The 4,558-nt window shown below is 77.1% G+C and carries 2 protein-coding genes; both read right to left on the reverse strand.

Translation table 11 applies throughout. The annotated features are described in order from the left end of the window. A partial coding sequence (locus IF43_RS0135145; protein WP_030210861.1) for a type I polyketide synthase occupies window positions 1-2,014 on the reverse strand: 2,014 nt, incomplete at its 3' end. A gap of 73 nt (window positions 2,015-2,087) precedes the next feature. Then, window positions 2,088-4,558: SDR family NAD(P)-dependent oxidoreductase (locus tag IF43_RS0135150; RefSeq protein WP_037891458.1), on the reverse strand; the 2,471-nt coding region annotated here is incomplete at its 5' end.

The raw sequence follows: 4,558 nt of genomic DNA on the forward strand, positions 1-4,558 counted from the left end.
TCTCGCCGATCGAGTGCCCGGCCACGAAGTCCGGCCGCAGCCCCCAGCTCTCCAGCAGCCGGAACAGGGCGACTTCGACGGCGAACAGGGCCGGCTGGGCGTACTCCGTCCGGTCCAGGAGGTCCCCGTCGGCCCCGAACAGCACGTGCTTCAGCGGACGTCCGAGCAGCGGGTCGACGCGCTCGCACACCGCGTCGAAGGCCCGGGCGAACGCCGGCTCCGCGTCGTACAGTTCACGGCCGGTGCCGAGCCGCTGGCTGCCCTGCCCGGTGAACAGGAACGCCAGCTCGCCCTCGGTGGCGGTGTCCGTGACGAGGCCGGGGGCGTCCTCGCCGGCGGCGAGGGCGGCGAGGGCGGCGCCGAGGTCGTCGTCCGTACGGCCGAGGAGCACCGCGCGGTGCTCCAGGGCGGCGCGGCCGGTGGCGAGGGCGTACGCGAGGTCGAGGGCCGGGGTGCCGGCGGCGTCGCCGGCGCGGGCGGCGATCAGGCGGGCGGCCTGGGCGCGGAGCGCGGCGGCGGTGCGGCCGGACAGAGGCCAGGGCAGCACGGCGGGCCTGTCCGGGGCCGCGGGCACGGCCGGGAGGCCGCCGGAGGTGTCCTCCGGTGCCTGCGGTCGTTCCTCCTCGGGGGCCTGCTCGATGACGGTGTGGGCGTTGGTGCCGCTGACGCCGAAGGCGGAGACGGCCGCGCGGCGCGGTGCCCCGGTCTCGGGCCAGGGCACGGGCTCGGTGAGGAGCTCCACCGCCCCGGCCGACCAGTCGACGTCGGGGGTGGGCCGGTCGACGTGCAGGGTCCGGGGGAGGACGCCGTGCCGCATCGCCATGACCATTTTGATGATGCCGGCGACGCCGGCGGCGGCCTGGGTGTGGCCGAGGTTCGACTTGAGGGAGCCGAGGCGCAGCGGCCGGCCGGCGGGGCGGTCCTGGCCGTAGGTGGCGAGGAGGGCCTGGGCCTCGATGGGGTCGCCGAGCCGGGTGCCGGTGCCGTGGGCCTCGACCGCGTCGATCTCGGCGGCCGAGAGCCGGGCGTTCTCCAGGGCCTGGCGGATGACGCGCTGCTGGGCGGGCCCGTTGGGGGCGGTGAGGCCGTTGCTGGCGCCGTCCTGGTTGACGGCGGAGCCGCGGACGACGGCGAGGACGGGGTGCCCGTTGCGGCGGGCGTCCGACAGCCGCTCCACGAGCAGGACGCCGACGCCCTCGGACCAGCCGGTGCCGTCGGCGGCGGCCGCGAACGACTTGCAGCGGCCGTCGGCGGCCAGCCCGCGCTGGCGGCTGAACTCGACGAACACGTCGGGGCCGGGCATGACGCACACACCGCCGACGAGGGCGAGCGAGCACTCGCGGCCGCGCAGGGCCTGGGCCGCCAGGTGCAGGGCGACCAGGGAGGAGGAGCAGGCGGTGTCGACGGTGGCGGCGGGGCCCTCCAGACCGAGGACGTAGCTGACCCGGCCCGAGAGGACGCTGGTGGCGCCCCCGGTCAGGAGCAGTCCTTCGAGGCCCTCCGGGACCTCCCTGAGGTCGGCCCCGTACCCCATGGCGCCCGCGCCGATGTAGACGCCGGTGCGGCTGCCGCGCACGGAGGCCGGATCGATCCCGGCGCGTTCGAACACCTCCCAGGAGGTTTCGAGGATCTGGCGCTGCTGCGGGTCCATCGCGAGGGCCTCGCGCGGCGATATGCCGAAGAATCCGGGGTCGAACACGGTGGCGTCGTCGAGGAATCCGCCGCCGGTGTTGTAGAAGGTGCCCTTGCGGTCGGGGTCGGGGTCGGCGAGGGACTCGACGTCCCAGCCGCGGTCGTCGGGGAACGCGGTGATGGCGTCACCGCCCTCGGACACCAGTCGCCACAGGTCTTCGGGGGACCGTACGCCGCCGGGGAGGCGGCAGCTCATCGCGACGATGGCGAGGGGCTCGTGGGCGTCCTGCTCGACCTCCTGGAGGCGGCGGCGGGCCCGCCGGAGCTCCGTGGTCATCCACTTCAGGTTTTCGAGAAGCTTTTCTTCGTTCGTGCCGGCCACTGGATCGTCACCTCCTGGAGAAATGCGGAATGCATGCGGGATTCGGCTGGGGCATCGGATCGGGCATCAAGGGTCAGGATTTTCCGAATTCGTTGTTGATGATGTCGAAGAGGTCCTCGGCGGACGCCGATTCGATGGCCGCCTCCTCGTCCTCCTGGGCGTGGGCGGCGCGTTCGGTCCGGTTCCAGTCGGCCAGGAGCGCTTCGAGCCGGGCCGTGACGCGGGCGCGTTCGGCGGCGTCGTCCACGGGGACCGAGGCGAGGGCGAACTCCAGCTTGTCGATCTCCGCGAGCGCCGGCAGGGCGGGCGCCGTGTCCTCGCCGAGGAGTCCGGCCCGCAGGTGCGCGGCCAGGGCGGCGGGGGTCGGGTGGTCGAAGACGAGGCCGGCGGGCAGCCGCAGTCCGGTGGCCCCGCCGAGTCGGGTGCGCAGTTCGACGGCGGTGAGGGAGTCGAAGCCGAGGTCCTTGAAGGCCCGGCCCGCGTCGACCGCGGCGGCCTCGTCGTGCCCGAGGACCGCGGCGACGTGCGTACGGACCAGGTCGCGCAGGATCCGTTCGGCCTCGTCGGCGCCGGCGGCGCGCAGCTCGGCCGTCAGCCGGTCGGCGTCCCCGGCGGCGGGGTCGCCGCCGGGTGCGGTGCCGGCGCTCCCCTCGGCCTCGAGGACGCGGCGCGCCTCGGGGAGGTCCGCGATCAGCGGGCGCGGCCGGGACGCGGTGAAGGCCGGGACGAACAGGTCCCAGTCGACGTCGGCGACCGTGACGGTGGTGTCCCCCGCGTCGAGCGCCTGCCGGAGGGCGGCGACGGCCCGTTCGGGGGCCATCACCGGCAGCCCGCGTCGGCGCAGCTGCCCGGCGGCCTCGTCGTCGGCGACGAGGCCGCCCTCGGCCCAGGGTCCCCAGGCCACGGCGGTGGCCGCCAGGCCGCGGTCCCGGCGCCGCTGCGCCAGGGCGTCGAGGTGGGCGTTGGCGGCCGCGTAGGCCGCCTGCCCGCCGCTGCCCCAGACGCCGGCGATCGACGAGAACAGGACGAAGGCGTCCAGTTCGGTGTCGCCGAGCAGCTCGTCGAGGTGTTCGGCGCCCGCGGCCTTGGCGGCGAGGACCGCGGCGGTGTCCTGCGGTCCGGTCTCGTCGAGCGGCGCGAGCTGGCCGACGCCCGCCGTGTGGAAGACCGCGGTGAGGGCGGGGGCGCCGGTGTCGTCGCGGAGGGCGCCGAGCAGGTCGCGTACGGCCTGCCGGTCTGTCACGTCGCAGGCGACGGCCGTGGCGCGGGCGCCGAGCCGCCCCAGTTCCGCGACCAGGGCCTCGGCGCCCGGCGCCTGCGGCCCGCGGCGGCCGGCCAGCACCAGGTGCTCGGCGCCGTTCGCCGCGAGCCAGCGGGCGACGTGCGCGCCGAGCGCGCCCGTGCCACCGGTGACGAGGACGGTGCCGCGCGGCCGCCAGGGCGCACGGTCCCCGCCGGCGGCACCGGCCGCGGGGGCGGGGGCCCGGCCGATCCGGCGGGCCAGGAGCCCGGCGGAGCGTACGGCGAGCTGGTCCTCGTACCCGGCTCCGGACACCGGACCCTCCCCGTGCACCGGGCCGCGCCCGTGCGCCTGCCCGGTCCCGGCGGCCGCGCCGCCGAGCACGGTCAGCAGCCGGTCGAGCGTCCGCGCGTCCGGGCGGGCGGGCAGGTCCACCAGGCCGCCCCAGCGCTCGGGGTGCTCCAGGGCGACCACCCGGCCGAAGCCCCACAGCCCGGCCTGGGCGGCGCTGCGGACCCGGTCGGCCGGGCCGGTGGCCACGGCGCCGGAGGTGACGCACCACAGGGGGGCGTCGACGCCGGCGTCGCCCAGGGCCTGGACCAGCGCCCCGGTCAGCAGGAGTCCCGCGGGCGCCGCGGGGTGGGCCGGGTGCGGGTCCTCGGCGAAGGCCAGCAGGGAGACCACACCGTCGGCGCGGTTCCCGGCGAGCGCCGTGCGCAGCAGGTCCGCGACGGCGGCCCGGTCGGTGTCGGCGAGGCCGAGCGGGACCTCCCGGACGTCCACGCCGTGGGCGCGCAGTGCGTCCGCGACCGCGGGGAGCCCGTCCGGCGCGGTGGCCCCGCCGCCGGCGGTGACCACGAGCCAGGTCCCGGCGGGACGCGCGCCGGCGTCCGGGTCCCCGAGCGGCTTCCAGGTCACCGCGTAGCGCCAGCCCTCGACGACCGACCGCTCCGTGCGCTGCCGCCGCCAGGCGGACAGGGCGGGCAGCACGGCGCTCAGGGGTTGATCGGCGTCGATGTCGAGGTCGAGGGTGGTGGTGAGGGCGCCGAGGTCGGCGTTGTCGACGGCCTCCCAGAAGGCCGCGTCCACCGCCCCGCCGTCCGTGGCCGGGGGCGTGGCGGCAGTGCCGCGGTGGCCCTCCTCCAGCCAGTACCGCTTGCGCTGGAAGGGGTAGGTTGGCAGGTCCACGCGGCGGGCTCCGGTGGCGGAGTAGAACGCCGCCCAGTCGACGGCCACACCCCGGACGTACGCCCGGGCGAGCGCCCCGACGACGGTATCGGCCTCGGCACGGCCCGCGCGGAGCA

The sequence above is a fragment of the Streptomyces sp. NRRL S-87 genome, from assembly GCF_000719335.1.
Lineage (GTDB): Bacteria > Actinomycetota > Actinomycetes > Streptomycetales > Streptomycetaceae > Streptomyces.